We start from the raw sequence: 23,357 nt of genomic DNA, 5'->3' as shown, positions 1-23,357 counted from the left end.
GAAAGTTAATCCTTAACCACTTTTAACATTTTAGAACCATTAAGGCCATCTAATTTTAATAAATATAGACCTTTAGAAAGGGTACTTACATTAACCTCAACATCTTTAGTATTTATTTCGTTAGTTAAAACAATCTGTCCGTTAACAGTATATAATGTGTAGTTTTTAAACGAAGTATTAGGTGCAGATATCATTAATTTTTCTGACACTGGGTTTGGATAAATTTTAACCTCAACATTATCTATAGTTGTAGTTGATAATGTAATTTCCGAAGCATAAACCTCTACCTCGGCTAATGTTAATGCATTGGTTCCGTTGTCTAAATCTATTCGAACAATTTGACCTAGAACGCCTCCTGTTTCTGCGATAATATATTGGTCTGGATAATCGGCATAGGTTTTACTATACACCGTTTCGTTATTACTGTTTATAACAGACACTGTAAAATTGGACATTCTTGCCTTACAACAACCATCTGTTCTATTAAAAACTTTAATATCTCCGATACTTTTATCTGAACCAAAATCGACTTGCCACCATGGATTTGCTTCCCCATTTGTAACGGTTACAGAACCTCCCCCAAAGTTTCCATTGGTATCGCCATCTATTGCTAATTCAGGTCCTTTATTAAATGAAGGATTGGTAGAAGATTGCGTAGCGATACCTGTTGGAGCGATATTAACAGGTTGCGCCTCATCTTTTAAATACAAATCCATCCAAGTATAAACGGCATTGGTTAAAGTACCATTATTTAAGTTTACAGCATTGGCAGCATTATATAAAACTAAACCATCAACCTTATTTTCTATGGCCTTCTCCAAACGCGTTCCTGTGCCTTTAGCATCATTATGGTTTACTTCAGAATCCCAAACTGGTAAGTTTCTCGCTTTTGCTAAGTTGATAAACGTAGACCATTGCCCATGATTAAAGCCTAAATTATGAGATGCAGCCACCGTAATATAATCTTCTATATTGGTATTATTAAACATATCGATAGCTGCAGGAAGCCCCCAAGTACAAGGACCTATAAGCTCTGCGCCATTTACATTATTATGAAGTGTTGAATAAATTTCATGTATTTGATCTACGCTCCAAGTACTGCTAGTTGCGCGTCCATCTTCATTAAAAGGGTTTAGCCATGTACAGTCAGGATATTCTGCTGAAAACTCTAAAACTCTTGCAATTAACTCATCGGTTGCCGCTTGCACACCGTTAACCGATGGCACAGTACCATTAAGCATATTATTAGCTACACGCGCTCCGCCTCCACCTTGTGCTGGATTTGCAAAAATTAAAAAACCTTGTGCTAACGCTTGTGTATAAAAATAATCGAACATAGGTTTATTCGGGTTAAGATCTACACCATTTGTATCTCTACCAAAAAGCGGAATACGAATTCCGTTTACTTTCATTTCGGTAAATGCTTTCAATAAATTATCGGCATGTGCTTCTGTTAAAACCTTATTGGTAATAAAAACTTGTTTTACATCACCTAACACATACTCCATATCGTTGGTGTAAATAGTTTGGCTAAACACCGTAAAACTCGAACAGCAAATCAATAAAGCAATGCATAACGTTTTAATGTTTTTTGAGTAATTTTTTAATCTCATAATTTAAAGTTTAGTTTGGTTTATTTAGTTGAATGAAAAGGCCTATTTCAAAAAGAATTAATATGAATGAAATAAACACTTTCCTCTAAAACCAAATCTAAGGTCTTTTAGCATTTTAAAATTCTCAATTAAGGAACCAATATGTTGCAATATGAGTGTGAATGAAGATAAATAGGCTATTTCAAATACCCACAGTTTAAATAAACATGTTCAAAAAACAAATAATGAAGTTATCTATTTCCTCTTTTGAAGCGCCACTTTTCGTGTTGTTAAAGGAAATTCTGCATGTTCTGTTCTAGCTGTTTTTAGAAGCGCAAGCATTTCATTTAATTTCTCCGCTTCTTCTAAGGCAAGATTTTTCGTTTCACCTATATCTGTTGAAAGATTATACAACTCAGGACTACCTTCAAGTTTCCAAACCAATTTCCAATTGTTTTGACGAATAGCTTGAATAGGGCCTTGCTTCTCGTTAAACTCCCAATACAAATAATCGTGTTTTTGTTGTGCTTTGCTATTTCCTAGTAATTCAGGCGCAAAAGAGATGCCGTTAATATCTATATTAGTTGGTCTAACGCCGACGAACTCACAAACTGTTGGTAAGAAATCCCAAAAAGCAGACACGTGAGTACTTGTTGAACCTGCAGGTATTTTTCCAGGATATTTAGCTATAAACGGAATGCGAATACCGCCTTCATACAAATCTCGCTTTCCTCCTTTTAAATCGCCGTTACTATTAAAAAACCGATCCTTTTTTTCGTATTCAGGTCCGTTATCACTTGTAAAGAAAATAATGGTATTATCTTCTATTCCTAATTCTTTCAATTTATCAAACAACTTGCCTAAATCTCTATCCATTCGAGATACCATACCGGCGTAAGTTGTATTGCCTTCCTTGTCATTTTTATAATGCCCTTTTGTATTCATTTTACGTTCTGGCCAACCTAAATTTTGATAAGGTTTCTTAGATTCTTCGGGAACCGTTAATTCTAAATGAGGAATGGTTAAAGCTAAATACAGAAAAAGCGGATTTTCCTTTTCGTTTTCCACGTAACTTAAAGCCTCATTCACAAAAACATCGTGTGTGTATTTACCTTGTTTTAGAGCAAAATTATTATCCTTTAAAATAAAAGCTTCACTATTACGGTACAGAGTGTCCCAGTAATAATGGTGCGCATGACGATGCTCTTTGTATCCTAAAAAATAATCAAAACCATGTTCCGATGGCATATTTTCTTTATCTACACCTTCAGAAAGTCCCCATTTACCAATAACAGCTGTTTTATAACCCGCTTTTTTAAGTTCGGTAGCAACTGTTATTTCATTACGTTTAAGATTTACAGGAGTACCACTTTCTGTCCAAACAGGATTTCCTCTAACACTAGCATGACCTTGATCGTAACCCGTTAACAAACTAGCTCGCGATGGCATGCAAACTGTAGAACCTGCGTAATGATTAGTAAATACCATACCTTGAGCTGCTAACTCATCGAGGTTTGGTGTTTTAATTTTAGTTTGCCCATAAGGTCCAATGTCGCCATACCCCAAATCGTCGGCCATTATAAAAATAATATTCGGCTTTGCTGCCGATTTTATTGTTTCTGAAGTTTTACAACTGAAAATCAACAAATTGAGAATAAGAATTACGGCATGTGTTTTATTAAGCATAATATTCTAGATTTCTTTATTCTGAAATAAACTTGTTATTGTTTTAATTGTTCAAAAACCTGAATTAACTCTTGCAATTTTTGAGGATTTACTTCAGCTAAATTATTTTGTTGCCCTTTATCTTTCACAACATTAAAAAGTTTGTACTCTAAAGACACACCTGTTTCTGTCCCTACTTTCTTATTCATTGAAGCACCTTTGTACGGAGGAATCAAAATCCAATCGCCACTTCGTAAAGCTGTATTAGATTTCGCTTCAATAATTAAATGCTCACGTCCCTGCGCTGCTTCACCTAATAATGCCCTTAATAAATTTTTGCTATCCGTAGTGTTTTCATCAACTCCAACCAGATTTCCTAAAGAAGCCATTAAATCCATTTGACAAACAATAGCATCGGAGACATTAGGCTTAATATGATTTTTCCAATACGTAATAAAGGGCACGCGAGTACCCGCTTCAAACAAACTGTATTTACCACCTCGCAAACCTCCTTTTGGGTCATGATTTCCAAGTTTTTCAACAGCATCATCATAATACCCATCGTTTAACACAGGCCCATTATCACTAGAAAAAACAATTAAAGTATTTTCTAAAACGCCTTCTTCTTCTAAAGTCTTAATAAATTCACCAATACACCAATCGGCTTCTAGAATAACATCTCCTCTTGGTCCCATGCCCGATTTACCAACAAAGCGTGGATGTGGAGTTCTAGGCACATGTGGTTGTTGCATAGCGTAGTATAGAAAAAACGGATTCCCCTTATGTGTTTTTACATAGTCTTGTGCTTTACCTAAGAAATGATCGGCCATATCAATATCACTCCACTTAGCAGCTTCACCACCTTTCATATACCCAATTCTAGGAATCCCGTTTACAATACTATTATTATGTCCGTGATGCCATTTCATGGTGGTCAGTTCCGGATTTGTTTTAGCAGTAGGTTCACCTTCAAAATTCTTTTTATAATTAACCTCTATCGGGTCGTTTTTATCAAGATTTACCACATTCCCATTCTCAATATATACAGTTGGCACACGATCTTGAGTCGCTGCCAAAATATACGATTCATCGAAACCTACCTCATTAGGGCTAGGTTTAATAGTTGTATTCCAATCTACATTTCCAGAACCTAAACCTAAGTGCCACTTACCTATAATGGCGGTTTGATAACCTGCTTTAGCGAGCGTTTTTGGCAAAGTAGTTTGCGCAGTACTAATTAATAAAGGAGCATCGCCTGGTAATATTTTAGCGTCCTTATTTTTCCATGGATACATCCCTGTTAATAATGCATAACGACTTGGTGTACAAGTGGCCGACGAAGCGTAACCGTTGGTAAATTTTACACCACCATCTGCCAAAGCATCTATATTGGGTGTTTGCAATTCTGTAGCTCCATAACAACTTAAATCGCCATACCCCAAATCATCCAAATAAATAACAACAATATTTGGTTTCGGCTTTTCAACATCGTTCTTAACTACCGGTTTCCGAGTATTGCTTTTACAACTAACAACTGCAAACATTAAAGTAGCGGTGAATATTAAAACGGGTATTATCTTTTTTATCATTCTATTTAATTTAGCTTTTATATAAAAACTTCACTTTAAAGTGAAGAAACACTTGGTAACAAACTTAACCACTTTATCTATGGTATATTTCTCAATTAAGGGTGAATAATGTTACTTATGGTGCTCTTTAAGCTTAAAACCAATGAGCAAAACCTATAAACACCCAAAACACACCTCGACTTGTTTAAACCTTACTATTTATAATTCTAGAAAATAAAACAACAGAATAAAGCTTCAAAAAAAGAAAAAATACACAATTTAAAAGCATTGTAAATTTTAGTATTATATGTTTTTTTAGCACACCATTAATTCAATTTTTATCTAATTTGTTACTTTTAAAAACAAAAAACCATGTCATTTTTTTTGCTAAAAACCATGTATTCACTTCGCTACTTATATGCTAAATTAATCAGTATGTACTTTAAATTAATCTAGACATAAAATATTCTAATTAGAGACGTATGTTGCAGCAAAAAAGCCCAAAACCACACCATTTGTAAGTTTAATCTTAAGAAAATTTGTTAAAAGCAACATTTTGAACCCCAATTTGAGAAAGCAAAAAGAGGTAAACCCTTTACTTTTGACAGTAGATTATCCTAAATAAAGTTATAGGCGTTTGTTAAAGATTTCCAAGAATTAAATTTAAACAAATGATTTACTAAAGAAGGAACTAAAAAAAACAATCAAACTAACTAAGCTAAAACATTAAAACTATGAGTATAACATTTCTATATTCTCTTAACCCGGAAAACTCTAATTTATGAAGGAAATAAAACTATTTATATTATTACTATCCATCTCATGGTGTTCTTTTTCTCAAGAGGTAATTCAGGGTGTAGTAGCAGATGATTCTGGAATGCCAATTCCTGGTATTAATATTCTCGAAAAAGGAAAAGCAAACGGAGCTGTAACAGATTTTGATGGTGGATATAAAATTACCGTAGACCCAAATGCCGTTTTAGTTTTTTCTAGTATTGGGTTTCAAACTCAAGAAATTAAAACAACAGGCAAAACAACTATAAACGTGACTATGAAGGAAGACATTCAAAGTCTTTCCGAAATTGTTGTTGTTGGCTATGGAGCCCAAAAGAAAGAAAGTGTATTAGGCTCGATAAGCCAGATAAAAGGAGAAGAACTATTAGATTCAGGTTCTAGCAACGTTACTAATGCTTTAAGTGGAGCCTCACCCGGCCTTGTTGTTGTACAAGGTTCTGGACAGCCCGGTGCCGATGACGGCGATATTTTTATTAGAGGTAACGCAAACCCACTAATATTAGTAGATGGCGTAGAAATTGTTGGTGGATTTGCCAACATAAACCCTAGAGATGTAGAAAATATAAGTACACTAAAAGATGGTGCTGCAACCGCTGTTTATGGTATTAGAGGTGCAAATGGTGTTATCATTATTACAACAAAACGAGGAAAAACTGGTAGACCAAAAGTGAGTTACAACAGTGAGTTTTCTGTAAAATCTGTTCTTAACGAACCAGATAATGTACTAGATGCTTTTTCTGCACAAAGTGCTTTTAATACAGGAATATTAAATGATCAAGCTTATACTAGTGGATATGCGTCAGCTGTAGATTTAGCACATTGGAGAGATGGTGATTTACCATACATCTACCCAAATACAGATTGGTTTGATGTTGCCATAAGAGATGATTATGCAACTAGTTTAAATCAAACTATTTCTGTTAGAGGTGGGTCTGATTTTGTAAAATACTATGCATCTGCAGGGTATTTAACTGAAGGTGATATTACTAAAACAGAAAAACTTTTTAATTACGATCCTAAATTTAAATTTAAACGATACACGTTTAGAGGGAATTTAGACTTCGCCTTAACTAAAACTACGCGTTTAAATACAAGTGTTAGTAGCCGTTTAGAAGATAAAAACCAACCTGGTAACGGAAGTGACATTAGCTTCCTAGGACTTTACAACTCAGCACCAGGTGGTGTAGTACCTGTTTATCCTGCAAGTGTTTTAGAACAATATCCAGATCCATTTTTCCCTGGCTTATCAGAACCTAGATATGGAACTGGAAGAAATATTTACACAGGTATCAATGCTAGCGGGACTTCTCAAGATAACAAAACTGTTTTTTCTATAGATTTAGAACTGGAACAAGATTTAGATTTTATTACTGAAGGCTTAAAATTTACAGGAAAATACAATTACATAAGTTCTTACACCACACGAAGTAGAATTGCTTATGACGCCACATTAGATCCTAGATTAGACACTTACACTTTAGACCGAGACGGATCGTGGATTTCTGCTGAAGGCGTAGAATATGAGCGTCCTTTAGAATTTATTTTAGGAAGTGAAACAATTAACGATAGTCAAGAAATTTCTTATCAACGTGCACAATTAAATTACCAACGCTCTTTTGGTAAGCATAGTGTAACCGGTTTAGCACTTGCTAGTCGTAACAAACGTGTGAGTAATACAACATTCCCTTTTTATAATGAAGATTATGTAGGTCGTGCTACTTATAATTATGACTCCCGTTACTTCTTTGAACTAAGTGGATCTTATAATGGAGATGAAACATTTGCAGAAGGTTACAGATTTAAACTTTTCCCTTCCTATGCCGTTGGAATCAATCTAGCCAAAGAGAAATTTGTAAAAGACAATATTCCTGAAATTAACAACTTCAAAATAAGATATTCTTATGGTGAAACTGGATCTAAAGCCGGACTAGGCAGTAACCGTTGGCAATACTTAAGCTTCTACGATTTTTATGGGGAGCCTGGTGCTGCTAACACTGAGAAAAGACCAAATTCGAGATATTATTTTGGAATAGATATAGACGATCCACTTTTAATAGTTACAGAGTCTCAAATCGGTAATCCTGTGCTAACATGGGCTACCGTAGCAAAACAAAACATTGGTGTTGAATTCGGTTTCTTTGATAATAAAATATCAGGAGAAGTTGATTTCTTTAAAGATTCTAGAACCGATTTAATCAGTATTCCTGGTGCTATATATCCTGCTTTTTATGGTTTCTCTGCAGATTTACCTTTTGTTAATTTAGGAGCTTCTGAAAGTCATGGCTATGAAATATCTTTAACTTATAAAAACAAAACTTCAGGAGGGTTTAAGTATTCTGCAACTGCCTTCTACGGATTTAATGAAAATCGAATTCTTAAAAGTGCTTTAGATGGCCCTGGAACAACACCATACACTTCAATTTCAGGAAAACCTGCAGGAGCTTCAGCTTTGTTACAAACAGATGGTTATTTTCAAAATATAGACGAAATTGTAAACTACCCTACAGTTAGTGGTACGCCTGGCTTAGGAGATTATAGATACATTGATTACAACGCAAATGGCGCCATAACAGGCACAGCTCTAGATGATCAAGTTAGATTCGATTTACCAAATGCTCCAAAAAACAGTTATAGCTTAAAGTTAAGCGGTTCTTACAAAGGTTGGTCACTTAGTGCATTAATTAACGGTGTTGAAGGACACAGAGGACTTGTAAATAGCGATTTAGCATTTGCACTTCCCGACGGACTTGCCACAGGGTTAGATGAGCACTTAGATTACTGGACGCCTACCAATACAAATGCGGCATACCCTGCTTTACATGCTGTAACAAACCCAAACTTAATAAATGATTCTACAGCTAGAATTGTAGATTTAGATTACATCAAATTAAGAAGTGTAAACCTTGGTTATAATTTTGATATGAGCAACAGTAAAACATTAAGTGATTTAAGAGTTTATCTTAATGGTAATAACCTTCTTGTAATTTCTGATTTAGATTACGGTGATCCTGAAGCAAACAATCCTGGGTCTTACCCAATACTTAGAAGAATCAATTTAGGTATAAACATGACTTTTTAAAATAAAAAAATTATGAAAACAAGAATATATACATTTGCTTTAATCTGCATTTCTTTTTTTACAAGTTGTGAAGATTACTTAGACAAACAACAAGATTTTGAAGGCCTAGATGAATCTGATGTTTTTGAAGATATTCGTTTAGCAAAAAATGCTTTAGATGCTGCTTATAGTTATTTAATAACAGATGTAAGTGCTCCAGGCCAAGGAGGAGATTGGCTACCAAACATGACGATGGCCGGAGAAGGTTATCCGGGTAGATTATGGCAGACGTTCCCACAAACCTACCCTATATATGCGCAAGGAGACTATGTTAGCTTAATAAACATGCCGCCTTACAACGCTAATGGAACTCCTGTAGGATCAACACCAAACTTTACTTTCAGGTATTTTGATTCTTGGAAAGGCATTAGAGCTATAAATACTTTTCTTGCAAATGTTGATAATATAAACAACGGAACTGAAGAAGAAATAAACGGCTTAATTGGACAAGCTTATTTTTTAAGAGCTTTCTTTTATCACTTGCTAACCAAACGCCACGGTGGACTTATTTACTTAAAAGAAAACTTACAGTTAGATAGCTCTTTAGATCATGAAAGAGAATCGTACCAAAGTAACCTAGCAGACATGCTAGAAGATTTAGACCAAGCAACTAACTTTCTTCCTGTAGCTTGGGAATCGGAAGATGTTGGACGCCCAACAAAAGGTGCTGCTATGGCACTAAAATCTAGACTTACATTATTCGCAGCTAGTCCATTAGTAAATGAGTCTAACGATCAACAAGCATGGATAGATGCAGCAACAGCCGCTTCGGATCTTATCAATTATGCAAACGATAACGGTTTATATACACTTATTGATGCAAGTGCAGCAAACACTATAGATGTAGACCATAATGGTGATGATCTTTTTCTAATGGAAACAGAAGAACTAGAACCATATAGAAGTATTTTTATTGGTCCTGGTATTCAAAAAACAATTCCATCAGAAGTTATTTTTTCCGAAGTAAATCAAAAGTTTTTTGTTTTTGGAGCGATAGTAAGTCCTACTCCTAGACATACATTAACGGCTGGATGGGACCATTTAAGAGGAAATGGAAGCCCTATGTCAATCGGTGCACTAGCTAATTTTGTAGATAAATTTGAAACAAAAAATGGTTTAGCCATTGCCGATGATCCTGATTACAACCCACAAGAACCTTTTATCAATAGAGATCCTAGGTTTTATAATGCTATACTATTTGATGGGGTAACAGATTTAATAGTAGATCCAAATGCTTGGAATTTAACAGGTGTTGTTGATTTAGCACAAGTAAATGAAGAAGGAAACTTGGGATTAAATTTACACGATCCGGGAGGTAATCCAAATTTATTTTGGAGAGTTAGAAATCTTACAGGTCTTAGAATTAAAAAATGGTTACCAAACGGAGCTAGATGGTCTGGAGCCGGTGGTAGAAATCATCATGTAAATAATAATATTTTCAGAATGTCTGAAGTATACCTCAACTATGCAGAAGCTGCAAATGAGGCCTATGGTCCAAACGGAGCTGTACCAGGATCTAGCTTAACTGCTTTACAAGCTATTAACATGATTAGAAATAGAGTTGGAATGCCAAATGTAAATGCGGCTTACACAGGTTCTAAAGCACTTTTAAGAGAGCGTATTAGAAATGAACGCGCTATTGAGTTGTGCTTTGAAGGTATTAGGTATGATGACATGAGACGATGGAAAATAGCACACCTAGAAGAAAATAAAAAGGTTGAATTTTTAGAAATGCGTTGGCAAGGAAGTGAATCTTCACTATACCCTACTGGTTTTAGTTTTGAAAACGTAGAACAAAGTCAATTAACAAAAACGTTTGATGAAAAGCATTATTGGTGGCCAATTCCTAATTCAGAAATTGAAGCAGTACCTACATTTCTACAAACAGAAGGTTGGTAATCAATAATTATTTAACGCTTTTACAACTAACAGAACTAATTTAATTTATAACAGAAACAGATGAAACTAAACATAACAAGATTAAATGTTTTTATTTTCTTCCTACTCAATGCTATAGCTATAAATGTTGGTGTCGCTCAAAACACACCTTTAAATAGTCTAGCAGATCAAGATTCGCTCCAAGTAAAAAATGATGACGAGATATTAAAAACACCATTTGGAGTTTTTAATTTAAGTCAAACAACAGGAGCGGTATTTAGAATTTCAGGAGACCAATTGAGAAAAACAGGAGGAGATAATTTATCAGAAGCATTAATAGGGCGTGTACCTGGTTTAAGAATTATTAGACAAACCAATACACCTGGTACAACAGGAGATTATAGCTATGTATTAAACGGAGGTACGCCTTACGTTTTAGTAGACGGAAAACCAAGAGGCTTATTAGTCGATTTAAGAGAAGTAGAAGAAGTTCTAGTACTTAATGATGGAACTTTTAATTCTTCACTTGGTAATTTTGGAGATAACGGACTTATTTATGTGATTACAAAAGGAGGGAAATCTAAAAAACCAGTGGTAGAAGTTAATTACCAAAGAGCCTTAAACACAGCATCTAGACTACCTAAATTACTATCAGCTTCAGAATATGCGGAAGTCATTAATAGAGTTTCAAATAACGATGGTTTAGGTGATGTTTACAGCCCAGAAGCTATTGCGGCTTATAACAACGGTTCTGATCCTATCAATTTTCCGAACATAAATAATCAAGACACGTATTTAGAAGATTTTTCATCATCTAATTTCGCATCGCTTAACACCTATGGTGGGGGAGAAAACGCGTCTTACGGTGCTTTTATAGGGTATTCTGACTGGGAAGGTTTAGAAAAAGTAGGCTCTAAAATAAACGGTAGAAATCTTAGTTTTAGAACTAAAATTAATGCAAAAATAAACAACTCTTTAAGAGCTCATGCTAGTGTGTATGGCAAATTTGGAGAAAACAATAGACCAATAATAGGTGCTGATGCTATGTTTTTAAATATTACTGCAACACCTGCCAATGCCTTTCCTTTAAAAGTTGGCGATTCTGCATATATTGTAAGCAATGACTTTGACACCAATTTATTAGCAGAATTAGAAAATGGTGGTTCAAGAACTGATTATACCGCAAACATGGTTTTTGATATCGGTTTAGATTTCGATTTTAAAGATATTGTACCAGGTTTAAAGTACGATACATATTTAATGATGAGAACGTTTAATACGCACTCTCTTATAACAGACAATCAACCGGGTTTATATACTTTAGAAAACCTTCAAGATATTGCGGGGCAAGACTCTTTAGCTTTAAAGATCTATAAAAATGAAGTTTTAGATTTAGATATAGGTAGAACGAATCAAAATAACCAAAGAGACTTTACCTATGCTGGTAACATTAGTTATATTAAACAAATGACTCAGTCTACTTTAACCTTAAACCTTAATCATCTTTTATATTACGCGCCTAATAGAACAGCCACGCAACCAGATAATCGTAATTTAACTTTCAATTTAAATGGATCGTTTGCTTTGCAAAATAAATACATTCTTTTTGCAAACCTTAACTCTAGCAGCAGTTCTAAGTTTATTGGAACTAATAGAACCAATTTCTTCCCAACTATGGGCTTTGCTTGGGTAGCATCAAATGAAGACTTCCTAAAAGACAACAAAAGCATTGATTTCCTTAAATTTAGAACGTCATTTGGTCAAATAGGTACAGAATATACGGCTAGTACATTTTTATATTTAGATACTTGGGCAGGAGGTAGAAATAATGGCACAACATTTTTAGGGACAGCCAATATTGCTCAAAATAAATTTGGATACTCTTTATCTACAACCGCTAACGAAGCTGTCGATTGGATTGTATACAACCAAATGTTTGCTGGTTTTGAATTAAACATGTTTAAAAAATTCAATTTCAGCTTTAACTATTTTAATATTCAAATTGAAAATCAAATTACAAAAGCTAGCGAACTATATGCAGATGCTTTAGGTGGAGATGCTTATTTACCGTCATTAAATTTTACAGATAGAAGAAATAAAGGTTTCAATGCTAACATCACGTTTCGTGAAAACAAAGGTTCTTTTAAATACTATGCTGGTATAAATGCTGGATATAATAAAATTGTAGGAGAAAAAATATCTGAAGTACCATATCCTGATCAATACAGATTGCAACAAGGCCAAGCCGAAGATAACATTATGGGCTACATAAGTGATGGCCTATTTACCGCAGAAAATATTGGTAGCGCCTTACCTCAATTTGGTGATGTACAAGTTGGTGATATTAAATATGTAGACCAAAATGGAGATAATGTTATAGATAGTAGAGACCAAAGAGCTATTGGTAACCAAACACCTAGATTAAATTACGGCATTAATATTGGAGCAGAATACAAAGGCTTTAATTTAGATGTTGTAGGAGCTGGAGTTGGTGGATACGATATTAACCTTGGGTCTTCATCATACTACCAACATAGAGGTTTAAGAAATTACTACGGAAGTGTAAATAGTGATCTTCCTAATGGAAATGCAAACCCACGATTAAGCACTATTGGCAGCATAAACAATTTTAAAACTTCAGACTATTGGTTAGTTAACGGAAGTTACTTCAGAATTTCTAACGTAGAGTTAGGATATTCTTTACCAAAAAAGGGACCGTTTACTAACGTGAAAATATTTTTAAGAGGTAACAACTTAGCCTTATTTAGTAAACTAGATGATTTAGACCCTGAAGATATGAGAGCTGGATTTTTTGAATATCCTTCAATGAGAACCTTTATTCTAGGGACTTCTTTGAATTTTTAATTAATGAATGGTAAAAAAATAAAACAATGAAATTAATCAATAAATTATTACCAATTATTATCCTGACACTAGGGTTTTCTGGATGTAGTGAGTTTTTAGAAGATGAAATTCAATACACACAAGAAGAAATTGTTGTAGAATCAAGACAACGCTCTAGAGGTCTAATAGACGATATTTATACCGACTATCAATTTAGATATTTCACAGATTTTGGAGTTGAATACCTTACTGATAATGGTGTTTTAAATTCTGAAGAAACAGATTTAGCTACCGGATATTGGGGACCAACAAGCAACCCTTACAATTATGTTTGGCAACAGTCTTACAATAATATTAGACAAGTATATCAATATATAGAACTTGTTCACGATACAGGATTACCATTTTTACTTAACCCCAGTGATGCTGAAGAAAACGAGCGTGTTTTAGCTAGATATTATGGTGAAGCTTTCTTTTTAAAAGCTTGGGCAGAATGGGAATTACTTAAAGTATTTGGCGGACCATCTGCAGATGGAGAAATGTTAGGTTTCCCTATAGTTAATGGTATTTTAGAAAACGAAGACTATGCTTCATTAAGCAGAAATACATATGATGAATGTGTTAACCAAATTAATGCAGATTTAGATATTGCTATAGCTAATCTACCACTTACATACTCAGGCACAGGAGGCGATAATCCAGGTTATAGTGTAGAAGAAATAGGTAGAGCGAGCGGTTTAGCGGCTTATGCTTTAAAAGCCAAAGTAGCATTATTCGCGGCAAGTCCTGCATTCAATCCTTCTAACGATATTTCTAAATGGGTAGACGCAGCAGAAAAATTTCATGATGTTATTGAACTAAACGGTGGATTAAAATCACTTAGCGCTTTTGATTTTAGTAATGATGATAATCCTGATCACATATGGAGAATGCGTTCTTCATTAAATAACAATGCTTTAGAAAACCGTTTATACCCACCTACTTTATACGGGCAAGGCGAAGTAAATCCTTCTCAAAACTTAGTAGATGCTTTTCCTTCTGCAAATGGATATCCAATCGATATGACAGAAAGTTTATATGATGCTTCTACACCATATACTTCAAGAGATGATAGATTTTATAAATTTATTTTCTATAATAATGATCAATGTTTCACTTCTGAATCGTGTACAGATTTTACAGCTTTAGAAACTTTTGAAGGCGGTCAAGATAATTTTGGTGGATTCATTAAAAGTGAAGGCACAAGAACAGGTTATTATTTAAAAAAGTTTTTGAATAACTTAGATTTCGATCCAGCGGCTCTTAACCCTACCACTACCCTAGAAAAAGTTTATGTTCAATTAGGCTTTACAGATATGTATTTAAGTTATGCAGAAGCTGTAAATGAAGCTTACGGACAACCAGATGTAGCTCCAGCAGGATTTAATTTCTCTGCAAAAGAAGCATTAGCTATGGTTAGAAAACGTGCAGGACTTAACACCGACCCTTATCTAGACGAAGTTTCAGCAAATAGCGCAGACTTTAAAACACTTTTAGAAAATGAAAGACGTATCGAACTATGTTTTACAGGCGAACGTTTTCATGATTTAAGAAGATGGAAAAATATCGTTAATATTGAAGATGTAAAAGGTGTTAAAATTACTAAAAATACAGACGACACTTTTTCTTATCAAAATATAGATGTAGAAAGAAGAAACTACGAAGCTAAAAATTACTATTTACCTTTGCCATATAGCGAGTTGTTGATAAACACTAATTTGAAACAAAACCAAGGTTGGTAAAAAACAATAAAATAAAGATTATGAAGAAAAATAAATTAAAATCGATTACTCAATCATTCGCTCTTTTATTAGTGATTGTATTGGGTGCTGCATCATGTTCTTACGACGATTTTGTTGAAAACGAATTTGAATTCACTTCTGTTTATTTACCAAAAGCAGAAATAGACCGTACCTTTATAATGGGTGAAGGCATGCAAATTGGTGTAGGTGTTGTTTTAGGCGGGCGTTTATCTAATACAGAAAATGTGGAAGTAACCTTTTCTTTAGATGATGTACTTGTAACCGATGCAGGAAATACCGTATTACCATCAAATTATTATTCTCTTGTAGATAGTGAAGGAAATCCAGCAGACAATAAAATAATTATTCCAGCAGGTAAAACACAAGGGTTTGTTTATGTAAAAGCAGATTCTATTAACTTTCTTGCAGATCCAGTATCTTTAGGTAACAATTATGCATTAGGGTTTAGATTGGAGAATGTTGTAAAAGCAGATTCTATTTTAGAAGATTTAAAATCTTCTGTAATTTCATTTTCGTATATCAATCAACTTTATGGTAATTATATACAAACAGGTCAATTTGAAAAAACTAACGGAACTACAGAAACTGTTGTTTACCCAGGAGGTATTACAGACGATTTGGAGTTAACAATGGTAGCCCCAAACACTTTGGTTTGCAATGGTATTGCAGACTTAAGAGGTGCAGATAAAAAAATGAATATTATAATTGCAGATGATAATACAATCACTATTGACACCGCTAGCGGAGGTGTTGCCATTACCGATGATGGTGGCTCATCATACAATCCTGAAACTAGAGAGCTAATTCTTAATTATTCTTTTGATTTTAATGGCGTAAGTTACGTTGCTAAAGATGTTTTTGATTTCAGAAACCGTGTAGTAGATGGCGTAAACCAAATAGGTATCTAGTTTTTACTTATAATAAATATAAAAGCCTCTCATCAAGTTTTAGACTTAATGAGAGGCTTTTATATTTAATCATTTTACAACAAACTTCATTCAGTTCTGAAGCATAACGGGCTATATTGTAAGAACTCAAAATACTTCTCGTTATAAAATTCATTTTAAATATTTAATACCATTAAAAAAAGGGATGACAACGTAATAATTCTTCATGTTTTAAGTGTATTTCATTTCTTAATAAAAAAAGATTTTTAAAAGACCCTAAGGCACTTTTATTCTTCAGAAAAAATGTAGAAGCATATATTAACAGAAAACAATAGGCTGATATTTCTGGCGCACCATCAACATCAACCTATTATATTTTCTTAATTATTAATTTTTTATTACTTCATTTTAAATGAGCTTTCAATCACATAAACCTAGTAATAACATTCTGCTTTCTTAACAACTCATTCTATCTATTAATATATATCCAACCTGTTTTTGGTTTAGAACCATTACCTAAATCTAGAACATAATAATACGTCCCAACAGGTAGCTCTTTTGCCTCGTTTATGGTTACCCTTCCGTTAGAAGTTCCATCCCAAGTATTAGAATATCCTTTGGCTTGGTAAACAATATTACCCCAACGGTTATAAACCTCCAATTTATTATTTGGATAGTTTTCAATACAACTAATTAAGAAAAAGTCGTTATCGCCATCACTATTTGGAGAGAACTCGTTATATACTTCCAAACATTGCGGTGTAACAAAAGCGGTAGATGTGTTGTTTGATGTATTCATATCCATTCCACCATCTAAACTAAAAATAGTCGCTGTATTTAAATAATCTCCAGTACCTAAAACTTCAACCGTAATTTCTAAAAGTTGTATATCGCCTTCATTTAATACAGGCACCGTCCATTCGCCATCCAACTCAGAATAAGTTCCGGCCGTAGCTATGTAAGAGGTAAATTCATATCCACTAGGAATAAATTCTTCAACTACAATATTATTTGCCGTTACAGAACCTTCATTGGTTAAAGTAATAGTAAAAACAACTTCGTTATTAACAACTGGTTCTGCCTGATCTACAACTTTATCAATGCTTAAATCTGAAGCTCCACCAAAAACACTTACTGTTGCATCATCTGGATCACCATCATTATCTAAATCGGCATTTGTTGCATTATCTGGATCATCGGAATCTTCCCGGATTGAAGTTGTTGAATTAACAATTGTTGCATCTACAAAGGCTGTATTAACTACGCTACCTGCATCAATATCTTCAACCGTTACCGCATGCTCCGCGTTAGCTGTAAAGGTTTCTCCTGGCGCTAAAGAGGCCACAGTTGATCCACTTGTAAATGTTGCATTAGTATCTGATAAAATGATATTTAATAAAGTAACATTACCAGCATTGGTAACTGAAATACTATACGTTAAAACATCTCCAATATTGGTATACGAACCAAAATCGACAGCTTTAGTTACATCTAAAATAGCCAATTGTGGCGTAACGGTTACTGTTGCATCATCTGGTTCTCCATCGCCATTGGTATCATTATCTGTAGTATTATTTGGATCATCAGAGTCATCTGTAACTAAAACTCCTTTAGGATCTTTAGCATTTACAACTGCAGTATTTGTTACCGAACCTGTATCTAAATCACTTTGTGTAATAGTATGGTTTGCTCCTAGCATCATGCTTTCTCCTGGTGCTAATGTTGCGATAATGGCAGGAGAAATACTTCCTGCATCAGCATTGATATCAGAAATTATAATATCTATTAAAGTAACATTACCTGTATTAGCAACTTCTAAAACATAAGTAATAACCTCTCCTACGCTATCCCATAAACCATCTGGCGCTAAATCGGCCGCTTTGGTAAGCGAGATTGATGGTGATTGAGTAATACTCGTTACTGTTACATCATCCGGATCTCCATCGGCATTAGCATCAACATCTGCAGTATTATTTGGATCATCAGAAATATCGCTTACAGCATTACCTAAAGCATCGGTTGCATTTACATTCGCTGAGTTTGAAACCGTTCCGGCATCTAAATCTGTTTGCGTTAATGTATGTGTTGCTGTAACAGAAACACTTTCACCAGGAACTAATAAGGTAATATTTGCTGGAGAAATACTACCAGCATCGGCATTAGCATCTGTTATTAAAATATTAGTTAATGTAATGTTACCTGTATTGGTTACAGTAATATTGTAAGCGATTTGCTCTCCAACACTATCGTAACTTCCATCGGCAGCCACTAAGGCTTCTTTAAGAATACTTATTTTACCTTCTATTGGTAAACTTGTAATGGTATCATCGTCTGGGTTTCCATCATTATTATCATCTACATTGGCTGGGTTGTTTGGATCATCAGAATTATCTGAAACATCATTTCCATCAGGATCCTCACCTGTAACCACTGCGGCATTTGTTATACTGCCCGAATCGATATCAAATTGAGTAATAGTATAAACAGCTGTAAATGTTGCATTATCTATTTGACCAGGAATTAAATCTATAGCAGTTCCATTTACCGCAACTAACGGATCTGAAATACTAATATCGGTAACGGTTACATTTCCTGAGTTAATCACTTCAAATGCATAACTAATAGTTTCACCTACATTGGCAAGACCGTTTCCGTTGGCATCATTAAAAGTTCCTGTTTTAGTTAAAGTTAATTCTGGGTTTCTAGTTAAACTTGTTACTGTTGGATCATCTGGATCTCCATCACCATTAATATCTACATTGGTTGGGTTATCGGGATCATCAGAGAAATCGCTAACATCGGTTACAGTACTTCCATCAATATCTTGCCCTATGGCCAGAGCAGTATTTGTTAAATTACCAGAATCGATATCACTTTGCTGAATAGTATAAACTGCAGAGAAATTAGTATTATTAACTTGCCCAGGATTTAAATCTATTGGAGCACCCACAACACTTACAATTGGATCTGTAATTGTAATTCCGAAGATGGTTACATTTCCTGTATTTCTAATATCAAAAACATAAGATATTGTTTCACCTGTCTGTGGAATTCCATCAGCATTTTCATCGTTAAATGTTCCTATTTTATATAATGATAATTTAGGATCTCTTGATAAACTAGTAACAGTTGCATCGTTATTATTACTTGTTGTTGGATCATCAGAATCATCGGTTATTGTGTTTCCTGATGGATCTGCACCTGAAACCGTAGCCATATTTTCAACACTACCTGTATTAACATCGGTTTGATTTAAAACATATATTGCTGTAAATGTAGTACTATCCGTTTCACCCGGAATTAAAGTAATAGCGCTACCTGAAACTGAAACTAAAGGATCTGTAATAGTTATCCCAGAGATAGTCACATTCCCTGTGTTAGAAACATCAAACGTATATTGAATGGTTTCTCCTGCCTGAGCTAAGCCATCCTGATTAGCATCGATAAACACACCGGTTTTGGCGACGCTTAATTCCGGATTACTTGCTAAAGTTGTAACAGTAGCATCATCTGGTTCGCCATCTCCATTAGCATCAAAATCGGTAGCATTCGTCGGGTCATCAGAAATATCTATTACATTTGCACCATTAGTATCTTCACCATTTACGGTTGCAGAATTTGTAATACTACCAAGATCAATATCGGCTTGTGTAATAGTATAAACGGCATAGAATGTTGCATTATTTACTTCGGCTGGCATTAAAGTTATTGGTCCGCCATTAACCGTAACTAAAGGATCTGTAACCAAAATATTAGTCAGCGTTACATTACCTGTATTCGTTACTGAAAAATTATATGTTAAAGTTTCATCTTTTTGAGGTATACCATCGCCATTTTCATCATTAAACACCGATAGTTTTTCTAATTGCATTGATGCGTTTTGAGCAATAATTGTATTGGTTATATCGTCTGGTTCGCCATCTGCATTAGTATCATTATCTGTTGCATCATTTGGATCATCCGAATCATCTGTAACAACATTCCCGAATGTATCTGTACCAGAAACCGATGCTGTATTGGTAACTAATCCTGAATTTATTTCATCTTGAGTAATGGTATGTATTGCCGTTAAAGAAACACTTGTCCCTGGCGCGATACTTGAAATAACTGCAGGTACAATACTTCCGCTATCGGCATTGGCATCTGTTACACTAACATTAGTTAAGGTTACATTACCTGTATTGGTTACTATTAATGCGTAAACTATTTGTTCTCCAACGGTATCATAACTTCCATCTGTTGCTGGTAAAGTTGCTTTAGTTAAACTAATACCGCCTTGTACTGGTAGCGTGGTAATGGTAGCATCATCTGGTTCGCCATCTCCGTTAGCATCAAAATCTGTAGCATTGGTTGGATCATCAGAAGTATCTGTCACTCCACTTCCGTTTGGCGCTTCACCATTAACTACAGCCGTATTACTTATGCTTCCTGAGTCGATATCCGTTTGAGTAATGGTATATACAGCTGTAAATGTAGTGTTATCATTTTCAGTTGGATTTAGGGTTATTGCTCCTCCCGAAACCGTAACCAAAGCATCTGTTATAGTAATACTATTAATAGTAACATTACCTGTATTTACAACATTGAAGGTGTAGCTAATAGTTTCTTCTACTTGAGAAATACCATCGTTATTTTCATCTACAAAAACACCTGTTTTAGTCACACTCATTTTCGGATTAGCCGCTAAAAGCGTTACCGTATCATCATCAGGATCTCCATCGCTATCCACATCGTTATTTGTTGGGTTATTTGGATCGTCTGATGTATCTGTCACAGTATTACCATTTGGATCTTGTCCTGAAACTAAAGCCGAATTACTAACACTACCCGAATTAATATCTGCCAATGTTAAGGTATAGGTTGCTGTAAATGTTGAATCGTCTCTTTCGTTTGGAAGAAGATCGATAGGACCTCCGTTTACTGAAACCAAATTATCTGTTATTACAATATTTGTTATGGTAACATTTCCTGTATTTCGAACATCAAAAGAATAACTAACAGTTTCACCTACTTCAGGGAAACCATTTCCATTTTCATCATTAAACTGAGACGTTTTTAATAAGGATAATTTAGGATCTTGTAACAATGTTGTAACCGTAGGGTCATTATTTGCTGATGTTGTTGGATCATCGGAAACTGCACTTACAAAAGTTCCTCTTTGCGAAGTTCCAGATACCGTTGCGGTGTTAGAAACATCTCCTGAATTTATATCATCTTGCGTTAAGGTGTAAACAGCAGTAAACGTAGTATTATCTATTTCGGTTGGCGCTAAAGTAATTGGTGCTCCCGAAACAGTTACTAAAGGATCTGAAATAGACACGCCGTAAAGCGTTACATTCCCTATGTTAACCACATCAAAAGTATAAGCTATAGTTTCTCCTACTTGCGCTACGCCATCTCCATTAGCATCAATAAAAACACCTGTTTTAGAAACAGCTAACATCGCGACTTCATCAAAATTAAATATAGTCGCATCATCTGGCTCACCATCGCCATTAACATCAGTGTTTGTAGTATTATTTGGATCATCTGAAACATCGAGAACTTGATTTCCTTTAGGATCATTACCCGATACGGTTGCCGAATTTGTAATACTTCCTGAATCAATATTAGATTGAGTAATGGTATAATTTCCGAAGAACGTTGTAGCGTCAGAACCTGTAGGAACCAAATCTATTGGTCCACCATTGACAGTAATCAATGGATCGCTAATAGAAATATTAGTTAACGACACGTTTCCTGTATTAGAAACTGTGAAGTTATAGGTTAAAGTTTCTCCTTCTTGAGGAATACCATCGGCGTTTTCATCATTAAAGGTTACTACTTTTTCTAAAGACATTGATGGTGTTTGTTCTAACACTGTAACTGTAGCATCATTAGGATCTGTTGTACTCGGATCATCAGATACATCTGAAACCTCAGTTCCACAAGGATCAAAACCAGATGCTATAGCACTATTTATAACTTCGCCTGCATCTAAATCGGCTTGAGTAATAGTATGCGATGCGTTAAAAGTAACCGTTCCAAAAGCTGGAATTGTATTAAAAGTTAAAGGTGAAATACTTCCTGAATCGGCATTTACATCGGAAAGTGTTACATTGCTTACTTCAACTTCATTAATATTTTCTACTATAATTTCATATTGAATAACCTCTCCAACCGTATTATAACTTCCATCTGAAGCAGCTAATGTCGATTTACGAACTACAAGTTCAGCTTCCGGGCTTACGGTTACAATATATTGATACGGATCTCCAAGACATCCGTCTGCTGATGTTGGCGTTATGGTATAAATTATAGTTTGAACAGCTCCTGAAGTATTTATTAAATTATCTGTAATTGAATTTGCTGTTGAAATTGTTGTTGTTTCACCATTCACATTACTGTTCTCATCGGCCACCCATGAAAATGTTGTTCCACTTAAATCAACATCCGTTGTTAAATCATGATTTAAAGCAATATTACTACACGTTGCATCTACAGGTAAAACAGACACAAAAGGTTCTGGATTAACAGACACTAACAACTCGAATGTGTTCCCTTCGCACCCATCAGAATTAAAAGGTGTTATAGTATAAAGTATATTTTGAATTACTCCACTTGTATTCGTAATAACATCTGATATGATTGTTCCGTTACCATTTGCAGCACCACTAACGTTTGTATTTGGAACAATTTCCCAAGTAAAGGTAACTCCTGATAATGATGATAAATTAGCTAAATCGTAATCCATAGAAACATCACTACATACCGTAACATCGGTATCCGTAATCTCTAAAGTTGCTGTTACATCTATAGTATATGTATAAGTGTAAACCGAAGTATTACCAGCACAATCTGTATAGGTAAATGTGTATATTTTTTCACCATCACATAACGGATCTTCATTTTCTGTAACAACAGGAATAATGTTATTTCCACATACATCGATTACTACAGGAGCAGCTGGTTCTGTAGCATCTGCAACATCCATAACTGTACTCGAATCATTCGTTGGAACCACCGGTAAAGTCGTAGTTTCAATCGTATATGCATACGTGTAAACTGACACATTATTTGCACAATCGGTATAAGTGAAGGTGTAAGTTTTATCGCCTTCACAAACCGGATCGGTGTTTTCTGTTATTACAGGAACAATGTTATTACCGCAAACATCAGTTACTGTTGGAGCTGTTGGTTGAACCGCATCTGCTATACATTCTACGGTG

General features: G+C 34.7%; 9 protein-coding genes. 5 read left to right on the top strand and 4 right to left on the bottom strand.

From position 1 onward, the window contains the following. Positions 1 to 5: 5 nt before the first annotated feature. The 3 genes from BM246_RS17580 to BM246_RS17570 form a co-directional block, all read right to left on the bottom strand. On the bottom strand, positions 6 to 1,613 hold the full coding sequence (locus tag BM246_RS17580) for a T9SS type A sorting domain-containing protein (protein ID WP_042505991.1): 1,608 nt from the start codon (positions 1,611 to 1,613) through the stop codon (positions 6 to 8). A 234-nt stretch (positions 1,614 to 1,847) separates the two neighbouring features. Further along, complete coding sequence (locus BM246_RS17575; protein ID WP_074939778.1) at positions 1,848 to 3,278, bottom strand: arylsulfatase; 1,431 nt, start codon at positions 3,276 to 3,278, stop codon at positions 1,848 to 1,850. A gap of 35 nt (positions 3,279 to 3,313) precedes the next feature. Continuing rightward, positions 3,314 to 4,846, bottom strand: coding sequence for a sulfatase family protein (locus BM246_RS17570; RefSeq protein ID WP_074939775.1), 1,533 nt, complete (start codon positions 4,844 to 4,846; stop codon positions 3,314 to 3,316). Between the two features lie 760 nt (positions 4,847 to 5,606). Between BM246_RS17570 and BM246_RS17565 the strand changes: the two genes are divergently transcribed. The 5 genes from BM246_RS17565 to BM246_RS17545 are packed head-to-tail and all read left to right on the top strand — an operon-like array spanning position 5,607 to position 16,170. Next, on the top strand, positions 5,607 to 8,699 hold the full coding sequence (locus BM246_RS17565) for a SusC/RagA family TonB-linked outer membrane protein (RefSeq protein WP_074939772.1): 3,093 nt from the start codon (positions 5,607 to 5,609) through the stop codon (positions 8,697 to 8,699). A gap of 12 nt (positions 8,700 to 8,711) precedes the next feature. After that, entirely contained in the window at positions 8,712 to 10,637 is a 1,926-nt protein-coding gene (locus tag BM246_RS17560) for a RagB/SusD family nutrient uptake outer membrane protein (protein WP_042506001.1), read from the top strand. A gap of 60 nt (positions 10,638 to 10,697) precedes the next feature. Further along, the gene (locus BM246_RS17555) at positions 10,698 to 13,481 is read left to right on the top strand and encodes a SusC/RagA family TonB-linked outer membrane protein (protein ID WP_074939769.1); all 2,784 of its coding nucleotides are present in this window, start codon (positions 10,698 to 10,700) and stop codon (positions 13,479 to 13,481) included. A gap of 26 nt (positions 13,482 to 13,507) precedes the next feature. Beyond that, positions 13,508 to 15,241 (top strand): RagB/SusD family nutrient uptake outer membrane protein, encoded by a 1,734-nt coding sequence (locus BM246_RS17550; RefSeq protein WP_074939765.1) that lies wholly within the window; start codon positions 13,508 to 13,510, stop codon positions 15,239 to 15,241. A 20-nt stretch (positions 15,242 to 15,261) separates the two neighbouring features. Next, positions 15,262 to 16,170: a BT_3987 domain-containing protein gene (locus tag BM246_RS17545; protein WP_139221923.1), complete on the top strand. Its 909-nt coding sequence runs from the start codon at positions 15,262 to 15,264 to the stop codon at positions 16,168 to 16,170. Between the two features lie 448 nt (positions 16,171 to 16,618). Here the strand turns inward: BM246_RS17545 and BM246_RS17540 are convergent. Next, positions 16,619 to 23,357 (bottom strand): DUF7507 domain-containing protein (locus BM246_RS17540; RefSeq protein ID WP_139221922.1); only part of this gene is annotated, 6,739 nt, incomplete at its 5' end.

It is taken from the genome of Algibacter lectus (genome assembly GCF_900112395.1).
Lineage (GTDB): Bacteria > Bacteroidota > Bacteroidia > Flavobacteriales > Flavobacteriaceae > Algibacter > Algibacter lectus.
Note: the sequence above shows the minus strand (reverse complement) of the source record. Positions and strands in the feature narration are given on the sequence as shown.

What these genes read in the sequence shown, in the direction of transcription:
- BM246_RS17580 (WP_042505991.1), bottom strand. Translation starts at nt 1,613, where the DNA reads ATGAGATTAAAAAATTACTCAAAAAACATTAAAACGTTATGCATTGCT.
- BM246_RS17575 (WP_074939778.1), bottom strand. Translation starts at nt 3,278, where the DNA reads ATGCTTAATAAAACACATGCCGTAATTCTTATTCTCAATTTGTTGATT.
- BM246_RS17570 (WP_074939775.1), bottom strand. Translation starts at nt 4,846, where the DNA reads ATGATAAAAAAGATAATACCCGTTTTAATATTCACCGCTACTTTAATG.
- BM246_RS17565 (WP_074939772.1), top strand. Translation starts at nt 5,607, where the DNA reads ATGAAGGAAATAAAACTATTTATATTATTACTATCCATCTCATGGTGT.
- BM246_RS17560 (WP_042506001.1), top strand. Translation starts at nt 8,712, where the DNA reads ATGAAAACAAGAATATATACATTTGCTTTAATCTGCATTTCTTTTTTT.
- BM246_RS17555 (WP_074939769.1), top strand. Translation starts at nt 10,698, where the DNA reads ATGAAACTAAACATAACAAGATTAAATGTTTTTATTTTCTTCCTACTC.
- BM246_RS17550 (WP_074939765.1), top strand. Translation starts at nt 13,508, where the DNA reads ATGAAATTAATCAATAAATTATTACCAATTATTATCCTGACACTAGGG.
- BM246_RS17545 (WP_139221923.1), top strand. Translation starts at nt 15,262, where the DNA reads ATGAAGAAAAATAAATTAAAATCGATTACTCAATCATTCGCTCTTTTA.